Source organism: Nocardioides endophyticus (genome assembly GCF_039543845.1).
In the GTDB taxonomy this organism is placed as follows: domain Bacteria; phylum Actinomycetota; class Actinomycetes; order Propionibacteriales; family Nocardioidaceae; genus Nocardioides; species Nocardioides endophyticus.
Genome location: NZ_BAABKN010000002.1, coordinates 65,445 through 81,290, shown reverse-complemented (window position 1 = coordinate 81,290; position 15,846 = coordinate 65,445). Strand labels below are relative to the sequence as shown.

The 15,846-nt window shown below is 71.7% G+C and carries 14 protein-coding genes; 7 read left to right on the top strand and 7 right to left on the bottom strand.

The window, feature by feature from the left end:
* Positions 1 to 43 precede the first annotated feature (43 nt).
* The 3 genes from ABEA33_RS00640 to ABEA33_RS00630 are packed head-to-tail and all read left to right on the top strand — an operon-like array spanning position 44 to position 4,884.
* Positions 44 to 2,056 carry an ATP-binding protein gene (locus ABEA33_RS00640; protein WP_345524576.1) on the top strand — a complete coding sequence of 671 codons (2,013 nt, stop codon included), beginning with the start codon at positions 44 to 46 and terminating at the stop codon, positions 2,054 to 2,056.
* Positions 2,046 to 4,529 carry an eCIS core domain-containing protein gene (locus ABEA33_RS00635; RefSeq protein WP_345524575.1) on the top strand — a complete coding sequence of 828 codons (2,484 nt, stop codon included), beginning with the start codon at positions 2,046 to 2,048 and terminating at the stop codon, positions 4,527 to 4,529. The genes ABEA33_RS00640 and ABEA33_RS00635 overlap by 11 nt, the downstream gene beginning before the upstream one ends.
* Position 4,530: 1 nt before the next feature.
* Complete coding sequence (locus ABEA33_RS00630) at positions 4,531 to 4,884, top strand: hypothetical protein (RefSeq protein WP_345524573.1); 354 nt, start codon at positions 4,531 to 4,533, stop codon at positions 4,882 to 4,884.
* 3 nt (positions 4,885 to 4,887) lie between these two features.
* Here ABEA33_RS00630 and ABEA33_RS00625 read toward each other — a convergent pair whose 3' ends face one another.
* A complete protein-coding gene (locus ABEA33_RS00625) occupies positions 4,888 to 5,523 on the bottom strand; it encodes a hypothetical protein (RefSeq protein ID WP_345524572.1) in 636 nt (211 codons plus the stop codon).
* 64 nt (positions 5,524 to 5,587) lie between these two features.
* Between ABEA33_RS00625 and ABEA33_RS00620 the strand changes: the two genes are divergently transcribed.
* On the top strand, positions 5,588 to 6,814 hold the full coding sequence (locus ABEA33_RS00620) for an isochorismate synthase (protein ID WP_345524570.1): 1,227 nt from the start codon (positions 5,588 to 5,590) through the stop codon (positions 6,812 to 6,814).
* 110 nt (positions 6,815 to 6,924) lie between these two features.
* Here ABEA33_RS00620 and ABEA33_RS00615 read toward each other — a convergent pair whose 3' ends face one another.
* Complete coding sequence (locus ABEA33_RS00615) at positions 6,925 to 7,563, bottom strand: MBL fold metallo-hydrolase (RefSeq protein ID WP_345524569.1); 639 nt, start codon at positions 7,561 to 7,563, stop codon at positions 6,925 to 6,927.
* Positions 7,564 to 7,672: 109 nt separating this feature from the next.
* Between ABEA33_RS00615 and ABEA33_RS00610 the strand changes: the two genes are divergently transcribed.
* Positions 7,673 to 8,863, top strand: a complete 1,191-nt coding sequence (locus tag ABEA33_RS00610) for a cytochrome P450 (protein WP_345524567.1) — start codon at positions 7,673 to 7,675, stop codon at positions 8,861 to 8,863.
* On the opposite strand, the gene ABEA33_RS00605 is transcribed toward ABEA33_RS00610, so the two are convergent.
* The 5 genes from ABEA33_RS00605 to ABEA33_RS00585 all read right to left on the bottom strand — a co-directional run bounded on the left by ABEA33_RS00605 (position 8,853) and on the right by ABEA33_RS00585 (position 14,638).
* Complete coding sequence (locus tag ABEA33_RS00605) at positions 8,853 to 10,709, bottom strand: Na+/H+ antiporter (protein ID WP_345524566.1); 1,857 nt, start codon at positions 10,707 to 10,709, stop codon at positions 8,853 to 8,855. The genes ABEA33_RS00610 and ABEA33_RS00605 overlap by 11 nt on opposite strands.
* Before the next feature lie 221 nt (positions 10,710 to 10,930).
* On the bottom strand, positions 10,931 to 11,122 hold the full coding sequence (locus tag ABEA33_RS00600) for a hypothetical protein (RefSeq protein ID WP_345524565.1): 192 nt from the start codon (positions 11,120 to 11,122) through the stop codon (positions 10,931 to 10,933).
* Positions 11,119 to 12,681, bottom strand: coding sequence for a 2-succinyl-5-enolpyruvyl-6-hydroxy-3-cyclohexene-1-carboxylate synthase (menD, locus tag ABEA33_RS00595; protein WP_345524564.1), 1,563 nt, complete (start codon positions 12,679 to 12,681; stop codon positions 11,119 to 11,121). The genes ABEA33_RS00600 and menD overlap by 4 nt, the downstream gene beginning before the upstream one ends.
* Entirely contained in the window at positions 12,678 to 13,634 is a 957-nt protein-coding gene (locus tag ABEA33_RS00590; RefSeq protein ID WP_345524562.1) for an o-succinylbenzoate synthase, read from the bottom strand. The genes menD and ABEA33_RS00590 overlap by 4 nt, the downstream gene beginning before the upstream one ends.
* Positions 13,631 to 14,638 (bottom strand): AMP-binding protein, encoded by a 1,008-nt coding sequence (locus ABEA33_RS00585; RefSeq protein ID WP_345524561.1) that lies wholly within the window; start codon positions 14,636 to 14,638, stop codon positions 13,631 to 13,633. The genes ABEA33_RS00590 and ABEA33_RS00585 overlap by 4 nt, the downstream gene beginning before the upstream one ends.
* 44 nt (positions 14,639 to 14,682) lie before the next feature.
* Between ABEA33_RS00585 and ABEA33_RS00580 the strand changes: the two genes are divergently transcribed.
* Positions 14,683 to 15,558: a 1,4-dihydroxy-2-naphthoate polyprenyltransferase gene (locus tag ABEA33_RS00580; RefSeq protein ID WP_345524560.1), complete on the top strand. Its 876-nt coding sequence runs from the start codon at positions 14,683 to 14,685 to the stop codon at positions 15,556 to 15,558.
* A 38-nt stretch (positions 15,559 to 15,596) separates the two neighbouring features.
* Positions 15,597 to 15,845: a hypothetical protein gene (locus ABEA33_RS00575; protein WP_345524559.1), complete on the top strand. Its 249-nt coding sequence runs from the start codon at positions 15,597 to 15,599 to the stop codon at positions 15,843 to 15,845.
* The last annotated feature ends 1 nt before the right edge of the window (position 15,846 follow it).

Here is a 15,846-nt window from a genome sequence, read left to right as displayed (position 1 = left end):
CATTTCGGCCCCACCCCGGCCCCGCGCCGCGTACCTTCAAGACATGGTGGGTGAAAGCCGCCCGGATCCGGGTGCGCTCGAGGGAGTCCGCGACGCCGCGGCCGAGGCGATCGCGCGCCGGGCTGACCAGCGGTGGCCGCACCAGACGCAGGCCGAGCAGGCCTTCGAGGCGGCGTTCACGGGCCTGCTCGACGACTCGCACCGGGACGCGTTCGAGGAGGCGATGACCGAGACCGCCTTCCGGTTCCGACTCTCCGGGCTGGACACCCGGCTGCTCACCGTGGCAGCCGTGGCCGAGGTGGATCCGGCCGGACACCTGCTGCTCGGCCTGCTCTCCGGTGACGGTGGCCCGGGGCGACCGACGGTGGCGCTGGCCCTGGAGCTCGCCGGCGTGTCAGCCAACGGCGCCCTCGGGCGATCACGGCTCTCCGACCTGTCTCCGCTCGTGCGTGACGGGCTGCTCCGGGTGGTCGGCTCCGATGTCCTGCCCTCGCGGCGGCTGGTGCTGCCCGACCGGGTCGCCGCCCACCTGACCCACGCCGGCGGGCCGCCCCCAGCCGGCCTGGTGCCGTACCTGCTCGATGCCGTGCCCGTCGACGTCGCCGGCGTAGCGACGGTTGCCGAGGCGCTCGGCCACCACGAGCAGCTCGTCTGGGTCCACTCGGCTGCGGGCGCCGCCGGCGTCGGCCTGGCCGCCGGGGCCTGCGAACGGCTCGGCGTCGACTACCTCTGCGTGGACCTCACCAAGTCGCCGACCACGGTCCGCTCAGCGGCGTCGGGAGAGCCGGTCACCGATGCCCGGGTCCCCGAACAGCTCCTCCGCGACATCGTGCTCGAGGCGGGGCTGCGGGGCGCGGTCGCCGTCATCACCGGCGCCGAACGCGCCGCCGCCTCGATCCGGGTACTGCTGGACGCGCCCGTGCCTGTCATCGCGGTGAGCTCGATGCCGTGGGACCCCGCGTGGGCACACGAGCTCCCGCTCGCCGTCACGGCACCACGGCTCACCATCGCGGACCGGGAACGACTCTGGGCGCCCCTGCTGGCACCGGACTCCGTCCCCCGGGAGGTCACCGCCCTCCGGATGACCCCCGAGGACATCGCCCGGGTCGGCCGGCATGCCGTACGCCAGGCCGCCATCGGCGACGAGCCCGTCTCCGTGGCCCAGGTACGGCGCTCCACCCGCCGACTGAGCCAGAGCCAACGGCGCGACACCAGCGACGCCGGTGCACTCACGATGAGCGACCTGATCCTGCCGGAGCATGCCGGCTCGGAGGTCCGCCGGATGCTCGACTGGGCGCGCTACCGCGACGAGCTGCTCGCCCTGGCGCCACTCCAGGGCAAGGGCGGGAAGGGGACCGGCATCTGCGCGCTCTTCGCCGGCGGCCCGGGCACCGGCAAGACGCTCGCGGCGCACGTCGTAGCCGACGAGCTCGGCCTCGAGCTGATGCAGGTGGACCTGCCGACCGTGGTCTCGAAGTACATCGGCGAGACCGAGAAGAACCTCGAGCGGGTCTTCCACGAGGCGGAGTCGCTCAATGCGCTGCTCTTCTTCGACGAGGCGGACTCGCTCTTCGGCTCCCGCTCGGAGGTCAAGGACGCCCGTGACCGCTACGCCAACCAGGAGGTCTCGTACCTCCTGCAGCGAATGGAGCACTTCGACGGGATCACCGTGCTCGCGACCAACCTGCGAGGCAACGTCGACCCGGCGTTCGCGCGGCGTCTGCACTTCATCATCACCTTCCCCGACCCGGACGAGGCGACCCGCAAGGAGCTGTGGTCGCACCACCTCGCCCAGCTGCCGGCGATCGACTCGAACGACCCGCTGGACCCGGCCGCTCTGGCGACGCTCGACCTCGCCGGCGGCGGGATCCGCAACGTCGTGCTCTCCGCGGCGTACGCCGCCATCGCCGCCGGCGAACCGGTCGGCATGAACCACCTCGCCGCGGCTGCGGCGCGTGAGTACACCAAGATGGGTCGTCGGGTCCCGGACACCGCTGCCCTGACCTCGCAAGGCCTGATCTCGGACGATCAGCAGGGAGCTGACCATGGGTACTGAGCTGAGCCGACTTCCGGTCCAGGCCGAGTCCGAGAGCGCGAGCGCCGAGCAGGAAGAGGTGCTGGCGCCGGCGCCCGAGTGGCCGGCACCGGTGTCCCAGCCCGCGATCGGCGCGATGCGCGTGGGAGCGGCTGACGACCCTGCTGAGGCGGCGGCCGACCGTCTCGCCGACAGCGCGCTCTCCCGGCTGCACGGCGGGCATGCCGGACACGCGCACGCCGGTGCGACTGCACCTGCAGCGTCGGGCACCGTGCAGCGCTCCGTCGTCACCGGTGGAGGCATGGCGGGCGGCGCCCTGGACGACGGCACCGCTGCCGAGATCACTCGTCGGACCGGCGGTGGTCGCCCGATGGACGAGCCGGTACGCCGCCGCATGGAGGGCGCCTTCGGGCAGAGCTTCTCGTCGGTCCGGCTGCACGACGACCAGGCGTCCGCGGACCTGAGCGGCTCGATCCAGGCCCAGGCGTTCACCACCGGCAACGACGTGTTCCTCGGCTCCGGTGTGAACACCTCCACCCCCGGCGGGGAGCGCGTCCTGGCGCACGAGCTCGCGCACGTCGTACAGAACGGCGGAGGAGCGGCCCCGATCCAGCGCTGGTTCGGGTCGAAGAAGAAGGACGTGGTCGAGGCCCCCAAGAACGCCCCGAAGGACGTGCTCAAGGAGGCCGCCAAGGACGAGGACGCGCCCAAGCCGAAAGCCAAGGAGAAGAAGCCCGCCGTCAAGAAGGGCGACGAGGGCCTCACCGAGGATGCGCGCAAGGCGTTCGTCGCGGCGAAGAGGTTCAACGGGATGTACGCGCTCACCGAGCAGCGCACCCAAGCCTGGGTGACGCAGAAGCAGCAGAAGGACATCGTCGACATCTCGTCCTGGAGCAAGCGGGCCAAGGGCGACGACGACAAGCGGGTCCTCAAGGACCTGCTGCGCGCCTTCATCCTCGGGCAGTACGTCGAGATCGTGAACGCGAAGATGACGAAGCCGGTCCTCACCGAGGATGCCGAGCTGCGGGCGTTGAACCCCGACGAGAAGAAGGCGATGGAGGCGAAGTACTTCCCCAAGACCCTTCAGAACCGGGACAAGTGGAAGGGCCTGATCGACAAGGGGCCCTACGCCCCGGAGACCCAGACCTGGCTCGAGGACGCGGGCTTCGACGGTGCCATCGAGCGCACCCCCGACCAGAAGGCGTCCGACGCCGGCGGCCCCAAGCTCGACTGTCGGTCGACCTTCATCGGCGGCGAGATCCTCGGCGCACCCCGCCGGATGCACCTCTTCCTCGTCTACACCTCGAGCGAGGGTGAGCAGACCTACTTCCGCGGTGGCCCGAGCGAGGACGACTGGACCGAGTGCGACATCGGCCCCTACGACACCGACTCCATCGACTGGGACCCCGCCGCACCGAGCGTGACCGTGGCGACCGGCGAGAAGGCGATGAAGGCCGTCGACAAGATGTTCCGGGTGTCCGAGGTCATCAACCGGATGCAGGTCCCGTACGTCGGCAACACGTTCAAGGCGAACAAGGGCGGTCTGGGCGGGCTCGAGGCCTTCATGACCGGCGAGAACTGCAACGCCACCGCGTGGACCCTGCTCGAGATGTCCGGGGTCGAGAAGAAGAAGCCGAGCGGCCTGCACCCCGGCTGGGGACACAAGCTGGGCAAGATCCTGAGCCCCCAGAAGGCCCAGGCGCTCGACCTGCGCGAGCAGTTCGACGCCGGCTCGCCCGGCAAGATCGCCGGCGCCGCCACCGACAACGCGCAGGTCTACCGTGACCGCGGCAAGGTCGAGAAGCTGATCACGCTGCCCGGCGGGTCCGACATCTCCGTCGTCAAGAAGATGGGCGGTGTCACCAGGATCGCGTTCGGGCCCGACCTGACACCGGGCTACGTCGAGGACGACAAGATCTTCGTGCCGCCGAAGCCGGGCCGGAAGTTCTGGGTCGCCGGCGCGAAGCACTCCCTGGTCCCGATCACCGGCACCGACGGGTACGCCGACGCAGGCGAGCAGATCGAGGTGCTCGACGACGCGTGGATGCCCGGCGACCTCGGCAACGTCCGGGTCCGCTACTCCGACAAGTTCGGGGGCACCTTCGAGGGCACGGTCACCAGCGCCGCAATCACCAGCCAGGACCCGAACGTCCCGCAGGTCGGGGGCGTCGACGACGGCCCCGACGACGTCGTCGACGACGAACCGGACGACGGCATGGAGGAGATCGACCTCGGCTCCGGCGAGAAGCGTGCTGTGATCCGGGAGTTCGAGACGGACTCGACCGTCTGGATGTTCAACGTCGACGCGACCAAGCACGAGCTCGGCGCCGCCATGGCCCGCGACGGGCGCAAGGTCGGCGTCACCGGCACCGCGCACCGGCTCGAGAACGGCACCGTCATGGTCGAGTTCGTGGTCGAGGGCGAGTACGCCTGGATGGACGAGAGTCTCTGGGTCGAGACGTTCGGCGAGGCCTACCCGAAGCAGGGTGGTTGAGGTGGCAGCGAAGACCCACGAGGTCGCCCTCGCCGATCTCGTCGACGCCGACGAGATCCGGATCACCGACAACCTGAACCGCGAGCACGCACGCGTGTCCGACCCGGAGGCGATCCGGCGGCTCGCGACCTGGCTGGGCGAGCACGAGGACGGCTGGTATGTGCCGCGCGACGGCGTACGCATCGTCCGGCTGCGGCTGAACTTCTACCGCGACGACAAGACGATGGGGTCGGTGGGGCTGGGACGCAAGTACCTCGTCGCCCAGCGCCGGGGTACCTTCGCGCAGCGTGACGCGGCGCCCGGCGACCGGGCCGAGGCGCTCGCGATCCTCGGGGTCGACGACCCCGAGGAGTGAAGGTCAGTCCTGCTCGAAGGTCTTCAGCAGATCGTCGGCGACGCCGACCAGGTCCTCGGCGGCCACGGCGGACGAGCCGATCTGCACGGTGACCTCGCCCAGGGAGACCTGGCACTGGCTGAACGCCACCGGCGGCGCCTGCCCCTCGGCCTGCGCCTGCCCGTAGGTGAGGATGCACGCGCCGTCGCCGACCGACTTCATCTCGGTGCCGGCCTGGCCACCCGAGTTCGCCGGGTCGGGGACACTGTTGGGCGCGAACGCGCCGCCCTCGGACTGGAACGCCTGGACGAAGACCGCCTCGGTGCCGTTGGCCACGTAGGTGCGGGTCTCCGCCGCCGTCCCGAGCGCCTCGGGGAGCGCCGTGTTGCCGTACTCGCGGTTGGCCTGCTCCTGCTCGGCGATCTGGTCGGCCTGGTCGGCCAGCTGGCCGTCGGCGAACGCGTCGGGGTCGTCGGACGCGACGTACCCACCCGGGAGCGTGTCAGGCAAGGTCAGGGTGAGCTCCTCGGCGTGGCCGGCCTCGTCGCCCTGGGCCTTGGGGAGCCCGATCGCGAAGGCGGCCATCAGACCGAGGAGCAGCAGACCGAGGAGGATCGCGACCAGGGTCGGGGTGCGACCGGCGCTTGTGGGGGTGCTCACGCCCTACGACGCTACTAGCCCGCCCGAGGCGGGGTTTCGGCGGGTCCGTGAGTACGCTCGGCGCGTGACGCTCAACGTCCGCACCTCCCGGCTGGAGCTGGCCGAGGCCACGCGGCTCCTCGACCTGGTCCCCGCCGATCGGCCAGTGACCTGGCTTCGCCGGGGCGACGGTCTCGTCGGCTGGGGCGTCGCCGCCGAGGTGCGCACCCGTGGCGCGACCCGCTTCGCGGACGCCGACAAGTGGTGGCGTGAGACCACGGCCCGGGCGGTTGTGAACGACGAGGTCGGCGAGCCCGGGACCGGTCCGGTCGCGTTCGGGACCTTCACCTTCGCGGACGAGCCGGGTGAGTCCGTGCTCGTCGTACCCCGCATCGTCGTGGGTCGTCGCGGCGACGTCGCCTGGCTGACCGTCGTCGGGGACGGGCCCGACCCGACGCTCGATCCCGCCGACGCGCCCGCCGCACCGGTTGGCGTGAGCTTCGCGGACGGCGCGCTCAACGGCGAGCAGTGGATGTCGGTCGTCGCCGACGCGGTCGCCCGGATCAGCCGAGCCGACCTCGAGAAGGTCGTCCTGGCCCGCGACCTGATCGCGACCGCCGAGGAGCCGATCGACGTCCGGTGGCCGCTACGGCGCCTCACCGAGACCTACCCGATGTGCTGGACGTTCCACGTCGACGGCATGTTCGGCGCGACCCCGGAGATGCTGGTGCGCCGCGAGCGCGGCCTGGTCACCTCCCGCGTGCTTGCCGGCACGATCCGTCGTACCGGCGACGACGGGCGCGACCTCGCCCTCGCCGCGACCCTGGCCCGGTCGTCGAAGGACCTCGAGGAGCACGAGTACGCCGTCCGCTCGGTCGCCGACGCCCTCGAGCCGCACTGCTCGTCGATGAACGTGCCCGAGGCGCCGTTCGTCCTGCACCTGCCCAACGTCATGCACCTGGCGACCGACGTCGCGGGCGTCGTGCACGACGCCGCCACGGTGTCGTCGCTCCAGCTCGCCGAAGCGCTGCACCCGTCGGCCGCCGTCGGCGGCACGCCGACCCCGGTCGCCACCGCGATGATCGCCGAGATCGAGGGCATGGACCGAGACCGCTACGCCGGCCCGGTCGGCTGGATGGACACCACCGGCGACGGCGAGTGGGGCATCGCGCTCCGCTCGGCCCGCCTCTCCGGCAGCACCGTGCGGCTCTTCGCCGGCTGCGGCATCGTCGCCGACTCCGACCCCGAGGCCGAGCTGGCCGAGGCGCAGGCGAAGTTCGTGCCGGTGCGGGACGCGCTGACTACTGGCTGAGGTCGGACCACATCGGGGGTGCACTCTTCGGGCTATTCGTGAGGTTCTGGGGCTTTGCAGAGACCTAGAACCTCAGGGATACCCGGTGGACCGGGTATCCCTGAGGTCGGCTACAAGTCCGCGCCGTCTGCCCGGCGCAGGTACTCCTGGCCGGCCTTCGGCAGGAACGCGTTCATGTGCTGCTCGAGGATGCCGTGCGCGACCTCGGTGTAGATCCGGTCGTGGATCGCGAGGTTGCGGGGCGCCTTCACGGCGCGGGCGAACTCGACCGCCTCGGACGCCTTCAGCCACGGGGCCGATGACGGCACCAGGAGTACGTCGACGTCCTCGCCGGGCTCGGTGAGTGAGTCGCCCGGGTGGTAGATCTTCGTGTCCCCGGCGGTCAGGACGTAGCCGCTGTTGAAGATCTGCGGGAACTCGGGGTGGATCACGGCGTGCTTCTCGCCGACCGCGCGCACCGGCAGGCCGCCCACGTCGAACGCCTCCCCCGGCGCGACCACGGTGATCCGCTCGGCCACATCGGGAGCGTCCTCGCGGATCTTCGCCGCGACCGCGTCGATCGTGAAGATCCGAGCATCGGTCGCCCTCAGGCGGTCGGGGGCGTAGTGGTCGAAGTGCTCGTGGGTGATCAGCACCGCATCGGCGCCGTCGACCGCCTCGACGTCGGTGAAGCCGCCGGGGTCGAGGACGACCGTGGTGCCGTCGTGCTCGATCCGGACGCAGGCATGGCCGAACTTGGTGATCCGCATGCAGCAACCGTAATCCTGCTCCCTACGATGCTGATGTGAGCCTTCCCGCCGGCGTCGAGCTGCGCCCCGCCGTACCGGCCTGCGACTGGGAGATCAGGGTGGTCCGACCATGACGCAACCAGTGACCCGCTTCGACCTCTCCGACCCCACCTTCGACGTCACCTCGCCGGAGGTGCACGCGGCGCGCGACCAGAGCTGGTACGTCGAGACCAACTGGGGCTGGGCGGTGCTCCGCCACGCCGAGGTGAGCGCGCTGCTGCGCGACCGACGGTTCCGGCAGGGCAACGCGCGGTGGCCGGCGCAGAATGGCATCCACTCCGGGCTGTTCTCCGACTGGTGGCAGGAGACGCTGCTCAGCCTCGAGGGCGACGACCACTCCCGGATCCGGCGGCTGTTGATGCCGGCCTTCCGCAACAAGACGATCGCGGCCATGCGGCCGCGCTTCCAGGCCCTCGCCAACGAGCTGATCGACGGCTTCGCCGACCGCGGGTCGGTGGAGTTCGTGAGCGAGTTCGCCGAACCGTACGCCGCCCGCATCATCTGTGTGCTTCTCGGGCTGCCCGAGGACAACTGGCACCAGGTCGCGCAGTGGGCCGACGACCTGGGAGCATCGTTCTCGATCGACGTCGGCAATCAGGTGCCCAAGATCGAGGCGGCACTCACCGGGCTCTACGAGTACGTCGGCGAGGTGGTCGCCGACCGGCGCGAGCACCCGCAAGACGACCTGGTCACGACGCTGGTGCAGGCGACCGACGGCGGCGACCGTCTCAGCGAGCATGAGCTCGGGGTCGCGCTGGTCTTCCTCGCGTTCGCCGGGATGGAGACCACCCGCAACCAGCTGGGCCTCGCCCTGCAGACGCTGCTGCAGCACCCCGACCAGTGGCGGCTCCTGGGCGAGCGACCTGACCTGGGAGAGAACGCCGTCGAGGAGGTGATGCGGGTGAACCCGACCGTCACCTGGGTGACCCGCGAGGCCCTGGAGGACGTGGAGTTCCAGGGGCTCCGCATCCCGCAGGGCGGCATCGTGCAGATGCTGTCGCACAGCGCGGGCACCGACCCGTCGGCGATGCCCGATCCGGCGTTCGACATCAGCCAGCAACGCCCGCCGCACCACGGCTTCGGCGCCGGAGTGCACCACTGCCTGGGTCACTTCGTGGCGCGCACGGACATGGCCGTCGCGCTGCCACTTCTCGCCCGCCGGATGCCAGACGCCGTACCCGACGGTCCCGGTCGGTGGCTTCCAGTGTCGGGCAACACCGGCGCGCTGTCGTTCCCGATCAGATTTACGCCTATGCCGTGAGGTGGTGGACGTAGCACCAACGCCAGTCCTCGCCGGGCTCGGCGGACTGCATCACGGGGTGAGTGCTCTCGTGGAAGTGCCGGGTCGCGTGCTGCTTCGGCGAGGAGTCGCAGCAGGCGACGTTGCCGCATTCGAGGCAGCGCCGTAGCGCGACCCATTGCGTGCCCTCGTCCAGGCACGCCTGGCAGTACGTCGCCTGCTCCGCCTCGGCCGCGCCGTACTGCTCCAGATCGGGGCAGAGCTCGCCGGTGGTCCAGCGTCGACTGGCGTACGCAGCGGTCTCGTCCCGCTCGGCCTCGGCGGTGTCGAGCATCGACTCCTCGATGTCCAGGGTCGCGAGCACGTCGGCGATCACCTCGGAGTCCACCGTGCCCGACTTCCGGATCTCCAGGATGCGACGACGCTCGGCCTGGAGCATCTGGGTCCGGATCCGGTAGTAGAGCGCCGCCGGCGACTCCTGGTCGGCGGTGGTGCTGAGGCGCTCCCAGGCCGCGAAGTTGCGCTGGTCCAGCCGTTGGCGGACCAGGTCCACGACGCCGGCCTGGTCGTCGTACTCCATCGCGTCGAGCTCGTCCAAGGCGGCCTTGGACGCCTGCTGGAGCAGGGTGGCCCGCGCGAGTGCGTCGTCGAGCGGGTCCGGCGAGGGCACCTTCAGCCAACGGGCGAGCACCGGCAGCGTCAGGCCCTGGATCAGCAGGGTGCCGGCCACCACGGTGAAGGCCGCCATCAGCAGCACCTCGCGGTGCTCGGTGTCCTCGGGGATGAGGAAGGCGGCCGCCAGCGTGACGACGCCGCGCATCCCGGCCCATCCGACCAGGAACGTCTGGGCGATCGGCGGTCGGTGGCCGGTGGTCGGGTCCGGACCAGGCCGGACCAGCATCCACCGGGAGACGTAGACCCAGATCAGCCGGAGCACGATGCAGGCGAGCAGCGTGGACACGCAGATGGCGGTGATCCGGCCGCCGGACAGGTCGCTGTCAGCGAGGTCCTGGAAGAGCCACTGCGCTTGGAGCCCGATCAGTGCGAAGACGGTGTTCTCGAGCAGGAACGCGATCGTGCGCCAGTTGGTGCTCTCGGCGATCCGCGACTGCGCGGTCTGGAGGATCGGAGCCTTGTGGCCGAGCAGCAGGCCGGCGACCACGACGGCCACGACGCCGGACGCGTGGATCTCCTCGGCCGCGATGAAGCAGGCGAACGGGATCACGAACGACAGGCCGACGTCGAGGACCGGGTCGGTGATCCGCCTGCGCATCCACCCGACCACGACGAAGGCCAGGGCGCCGATCAGCACGCCACCTCCGGCGGCGACCAGGAAGTCGACACCGACGACCCAGGAGATGCCGGTCGCGGCCAGCGCGGTGCGTAGGGCCACCAGAGCGGTCGCGTCGTTGAAGAGCGACTCGCCCTCGAGGATGGTGACGATCCGGCGAGGCAGGCCGATATTGCGGCCGATCGCGGTCGCCGCGACGGCGTCCGGAGGTGCGACGACCGCGCCGAGCGCGAACGCGATCGGCCAGGAGACCCCGGGCAGCAGCTCGTGGATCACCACGCCCACCCCGGCGGTGGTGAAGAGGACCGCACCGATCGAGAGCGCCAGGATCACCCGCCGGTGCGCGTTGAAGTCGATCAACGAGGACGAGATCGACGCCGAGTAGAGCAGCGGCGGCAGCAGGCCGATCAGCACGACCTCGGGCTCGAGGTGGACCTGGGGCACGAACGGCAGGAACGACGCGCCCACACCCCCGACGACCAGCAGGAGCGGCGCGGGCACACCGATGCGACCCGCAACCACGACTCCGGCCAGCACGCCGACGACGAGCGCGATCAGGAAGAGGGCAACGTGCACGCGCCTATCCTCGCTGACGAACGTTGCAACGACGTGATCCGTTCGCTCAGGGCGTCACCTGACGGCGGCCTACGGTGGTCGCGTGATCTACCTGCTCGTCCCGAACCCGCTGGTCGCTCCGGCCGAGGTGGCAGCGGCCATCGGGGGCCTTGCTGGGTTGTTCGAACGTTCGTCCTAGATTCCCGCACGAACGTTCGAACAACCCGGAGACGACGTCGGGGTCAGGGCCGGATTGCTGCCGCGTACACCCGGACCGCCATCCCACTCCCGTCGACCGTCTCCCTCTCGAGGGCAAGGCCGACCCGGTCCGCGACCTCCTCCCGGGTGCGTGGTCGCGGGTAGAACGCCATCACCTGCGGGTCGCCGACCGCCATCCTCCGGAACCGCGGCCGCGCGGAGACGGGGACGCTCATGGCTGCAGCGCGCGGATCCGGGCGTCGAGCTCGCGGCGGTTGTCGCGCCGGACGACGACCTCGACGACCTCGAGACCGCCGTTCGGACTGGCCAGGGCCTGCTCGAGCTCGGGCAGCGACTCGACCTTCCAGTGCGGGGTGCGGGTAGCCGCACACAGGGCGGCGAGGTCGACACCGTGGGGGGTGCCGAAGAGCTTCTCGAAGCGGTCGTCGTACGCCGGGTCGCCCTGCTCGAGCATCGTGAAGATCGAGCCGCCGTCGTCGTTGACGACCACGATGGTCAGGTCGGGCACGGGTTCGCCCGGGCCGATCACCAGGCCGTTGGCGTCGTGCAGGAAGGTCACGTCGCCCATCAGCGCGAACGCGCGCGTCGTCTCCGGGCGTGCCAGCGTCGCGCCGATGGCCGTCGAGATCGTGCCGTCGATGCCGGCCAGACCACGGTTGGCGACCACCTTGCGGCGCACCCCGACCTCGTAGCGCGGCACCATCAGGTCCAGGTCGCGGATCGGGCTGGAGGCGCCGACCACGAGCAGACCGCCCGGCGGCAGCGCCCGCGCGACCGCACCTGCCACCTCGTACGGCGTGAGGTCCGGCTCGGCAGCGAGCAGAGCGTCGAGCTGGCGGCCGACACTGGCGTCGGCCGCGTGCCACTCCTGCAGCCAGGCCGGGTCGTCGGCCCGCGCCGCGTGCGGGATGACGGCCAGGCGTTCGTCGACGGGGAACGGACGCTCGCTCCACACCCCTCGGGTCGGGGTGTCGACGACCTGGACGTCCTCGCGGGCGAGCAGCCGACTGACCGGACGGGAGAGGGTGGGGTGGCCGCAGACGACGACCCGCTCGATCCGGTCGCTCAGCTCCGAGGACAGCAGCAGCCGATAGGTGCGCAGCGCGTTGGCGCCGGTGCGGGAGCCGCTGCTGGGCTCGGCCAACAACGGCCAGCCGCCGGCCTCGGCCAGCGCTCGGGCGTGCGGGCCCGCGTCGTCACCCGCGACCACGACCGTGCGCGGACCGGACTCCAGGGTGACCTGCACCGCAGGAGTCGCGTGCACCGGAGCGGCCCCCGGCGCGACATCCGGCTCCCAACGGGCGTCGGGCAGCAGCGGCTCATCGAGCGGCACGTTGACGTGCACCGGGCCTGCCGCCCGCAGGTCGAGGTCGGCGGCGTCCTGGGTCGCGATGAGCGGACCGAAGACGCCGACCTGGTCGGTGGTCTGGTTGGCGTTGGTCCCCCGCAGCCGAGCGGGCCGGTCGGCGGTGACGACCACGAGTGGCAGCCCGACGTGCGCGGCCTCGAGCACGGCCGGGTGCAGGTTGGCGACGCCCGTGCCGGAGGTGCAGATCACCGCGGTGCGATTGCCGTTCTTGGTCAGCCCGAGCGCGAGGAAGCCGGCTGTGCGCTCGTCGATCCGGGTGTGCAGCCGGACCAGGCCGGCAGCGGCCGCGTCGTACGCCGCGAAGGAGAGCGGCGCGTTGCGGGACCCTGGAGCGACGACGATCTCGGTGACGCCCGCCTCGATCAGCGCCGTCAGGACGGCACGGGCGGTGTCGGTGGCGCTCACGGACGTCGATCCTGCCGCACTCGGTCACTTCTCAGGGCAAGCACCTCGGCCAGCCTGGCCTCCCAGTGCGCGACCCGGTCGGGCTCGGCGTGCACCCGTGACTCGTCGACGACCGGCAGCCGGACCGGCAGGGCACCGTCGACCGGCAGCATCGACTCGTCGACGATGTCGGACTCGAGGAGCTGCACCGTCGCGAGGCCACAGGCGTACGGCAGCTCCGGGAGAGCAGCGGCGAGCGCCACGCCCGCGGCGATGCCGATCGACGTCTCCAGTGCCGACGACACGACCACCGGCAGCCCGATGTCCTCGGCGATCCGCAGGCACGCGCGCACTCCGCCGAGCGGCTGCACCTTCAGCACGGCCACGTCGGCGGCCTCGAGCTCGCGCACCCGGTAGGGGTCGGCCGCCCGGCGGATCGACTCGTCGGCGGCGATGGGCACGCCGACGGCCCGGCGTACCCGCGCCAGGTCCTCGACGCTGGCGACCGGCTGCTCGACGTACTCCAGGCCTCCGGCGGCACGGTCGAGCACGGGAATGCTCGCGACGGCGGTGTCCAGGTCCCAGAGCCCGTTGACGTCGATGCGCACCCGGCCGTCGGGCCCCAGCGCGTCGCGGACCGCCTCGAGCCGGGCCTGGTCATCGGCCAGGGTCTGGCCCGGCTCGGCGACCTTGACCTTGGCGGTGCGACAGCCACCGCGCAGCACGATCGCGTGCGCCTGCTCGGGACCGACTGCGGGGACGGTGACGTTGACCGGCACGGAGTCGCGCAACGGCGCCGGCCAGTCGCCGGCGGCGGCCTCCTCGGCGCAACGCAGCCAGGGCTCGGCGACCTCCGCGTCGTACTCCAGGAACGGGCTCCACTCGCCCCATCCGGCCGGACCCGGGATGAGCACGCCCTCGCGGACGGTGATGCCGCGGAAGCGGGTGCGCATCGGGAGTGACCACACCTTCATGCCAGCCCCCGGAGGGCCAGGCGATCCGACTTGCCGTTGGGCAGCAGCGGGATCTGGTCGAGCACGACCAGCTGTCGCGGCGCCCAGGAGCGTGGGTGGACCTCGGCGACCCAGGCACGGAGGTCGTCCAGCCGTTCGGTGGTCGAGCCTGTCGAGACCCCGACGACGAACGCGACGAGCCGGTTGCCCCACTCCTCGTCGGGCACGCCGAGCACCTCGGCCGCTGCGATCTCAGGGTGCTCACGCAGCCGGGCGGCCACGGCGGGCGCGGGCACGTTGACGCCGCCGCTGACCACGATGTCGTCGATCCGGCCGAGCACGTGCAGCCGTCCGTCATCGTCGAGCCGGCCGGCGTCGGACGTCAGGAACCACCCGTCGACCAGCACCTCGGCGGTGCCCGCCGGGTCGCCGTCGTACCTCTCGAAGAGCGTCGGCCCGGCGATCCGGATCCGGCCGCCGGCGTCGATCGCGACCGCCACCCCGTCGAGCGCGTAGCCGTCGTAGACGCAGCCGCCCGCGGTCTCGGCCGAGCCGTACGTCGCGACCACGCGCACGTCCGCCTGCTCCGCCCGGCGCCGGAGGGCAGGGTCGATCGGGCCGCCGCCGAGCAGCACGGCGTGGAAGCTCCGGAGCGCGCCGGCGTCCGTCTCGAGCAGCCGGTGCAGCTGGGTGGGCACGAGCGAGACGAACGCATCGGTGGTCGAGCTTGTCGAGACCCGGGCGGCCTCAGCGAACGAACCGTGGTCCTCGAGCAGCACCGGCTCGTGACCAGCGACCAGCGAGCGGCAGATCACCTGCACGCCCGCGACGTACGACGGCGGGAGCGCGAGCAGCCAGCGTCCCGATCCGCCGACGCGTCGAGCGCTGGCCGCGACCGAGGCGAGCACGGCGTCGCGGGAGAGCGCGACCCGCTTGGGGCGTCCGGTCGAGCCCGACGTCTCGACGACCCACGGCTCCGGGTCGGCGGCATCGAGCCACGACTCGATCCGACGCACGATCTCCACCCGCCCGAGGCTAGGGCACTTCGATGCTGCTTGAATCTTCGGCTGTGGCAACTCCCGCTCAGTGGCTCGCCGGTGCGCGGCCGCGCACCCTCCCCGCAGCCGTCTCCCCCGTGCTCGCCGGCACCGGCGTCGCGGCCTACGTCGACGCCGTCGTGTGGTGGAAGGCGCTGCTGGCGCTCGTGGTCGCGCTCGCGCTCCAGGTGGCGGTCAACTACGCCAACGACTACTCCGACGGCATCCGCGGCACCGACGCCGACCGGGTCGGCCCGCTGCGGCTGGTCGGCTCCGGCGCGGCCCCTGCTGCGGCGGTGAAGCGCGCCGCCTTCCTCGCTTTCGGCGTGGCCGCCGTCGCCGGCCTCGCCCTGGCCGCCACCACCGCCTGGTGGCTGGTCGCGGTCGGAGCGGTGTCGGTGCTGGCCGCGTGGTTCTACACCGGCGGCTCGAAGCCCTACGGCTACCTCGGCCTGGGCGAGGTGATGGTGTTCGTGTTCTTCGGGCTGGTCGCGGTCGTCGGCACGACGTACGTCCAGACCGAGACGTGGGAGTGGGCGTCGCTCTGGGCGGCTGTCGGCATCGGCGCGCTGGCCTGCGCGATCCTGGTCGCCAACAACCTCCGCGACATCCCCACCGACACCGTCGCCGGCAAGCGCACCCTCGCGGTCGTGCTCGGCGACCGCCGCACCCGCCTGCTGTACGCCGTGCTCGTGCTGGTCGCGGCAGCGGCCGTCGTCGCGGTCGCTGTGGTCACGTCGTGGTGCGTGCTGGTCGGGCTCGGCTTCATGGTGCTCGCAGCACCCGCGACCCGGACGGTCCTGGGCGGTGCCGTGGGGCCCGGCCTGATCCCCGTGCTGCAGGAGACCGGCCTCGCCGAGCTGCTCTGGGCGGTCCTGGTCACCGCCGCCCTGGTCGTCTGCGGATAAGCCCCGCGTATCGCCGCTGGCTGTGTCAGGTTAGGCCCATGAGCCCGTCTCGACTCGGAGCCTTCGCTGCCGTCGCCGCCCTCGACACCGCCCTGCTGCTGGGGGTCGGCTTCGCCATGTGGAGCGAAGCTCCGTCGCCGGCCGAGGAGGCGGTCGGCAAGGGGCTGGTGGCGGTCGGCGCAGCTGTCGGGGTCGCCGCGTTCGCGCTGCTCTGCGCGTGGCTCACCGCGCTCGGGTACGGCATCTACCCCGAGACCCAGGTGCGCGGTGACCGGGAAGACGCCTGAT